1 protein-coding gene and 1 pseudogene are annotated in these 802 nt (G+C 78.1%); both read left to right on the forward strand.

The genetic code is table 11. The features are described from left to right. The coding region (locus GT030_RS05735; RefSeq protein ID WP_161200137.1) for an adenylyltransferase/cytidyltransferase family protein at nucleotides 1-486 on the forward strand (486 nt) is incomplete at its 5' end. Continuing rightward, nucleotides 483-802 (forward strand): annotated as a pseudogene (locus tag GT030_RS05740) (glycosyltransferase family 9 protein); the annotation flags it as partial. The gene GT030_RS05735 and the pseudogene GT030_RS05740, both read left to right, overlap by 4 nt.

The raw sequence follows: 802 nt of genomic DNA on the forward strand, positions 1-802 counted from the left end.
GCCCCCACCGACGAGGCGCTGCGCACCGCCGCGCGGGTGCGGGCCGCGGGCGGGACGGTCGTCGCGGCCGGCGGCTGCTTCGACCTGCTGCACGCCGGCCATGTGGCCCTGCTCCAGGCGGCCCGCCGCACCGGCGACTGCCTGGTCGTGTGCGTCAACTCCGACGCCTCCGTGCGCCGCCGCAAGGGCGACGGCCGCCCGCTCGTCCCGCTCGCCGACCGGGTACGGGTGCTGCGCGCCCTGGAGTGTGTCGACGCGGTGGCCGTCTTCGACGAGGACACCCCCGAACTCCTGCTCGCCCGGCTCCGCCCCCACATCTGGGCCAAGGGCGGCGACTACGCCCGCACCGACCTCCCCGAGGCTTCCCTGGTGGCCAGCTGGGACGGCCAGGTCGTGCTCTTCCCGTACCTCGACGGGCGCTCCACCAGCGGCATCGCCGAGCGTGCCGCCCACGCACCGGGCGGCACCGAGGGAGCGCGCCGATGACCCCTCCGCCCGACCGCCCCGGCGTGCTGGTGCTGCGCGCCCTGGGCCTGGGCGACCTGCTGGCCGGGGTGCCCGCGCTGCGCGGCATCCGCCGTGCCTTCCCCGCCCACCGGGTCGTCCTCGCCCTGCCTCCCGCACTCACCGACGCGGCCCTGGCCACCGGGACCGTCGACGCCGTACTGCCCGCCGAGGCACCCGGCCGCGCCGTCCCCGTACTGACCCACTGGCCCGGCCCGCCCCCCGACCTCGCGATCGACCTGCACGGCAACGGACCCGAGAGCCGCGACGCCCTCGCCGCCCTCCACCCCCGGTACCT

This window comes from Streptomyces sp. SID1328 (genome assembly GCF_009865595.1).
GTDB classification, from domain to species: Bacteria; Actinomycetota; Actinomycetes; order Streptomycetales; family Streptomycetaceae; genus Streptomyces; species Streptomyces griseoluteus.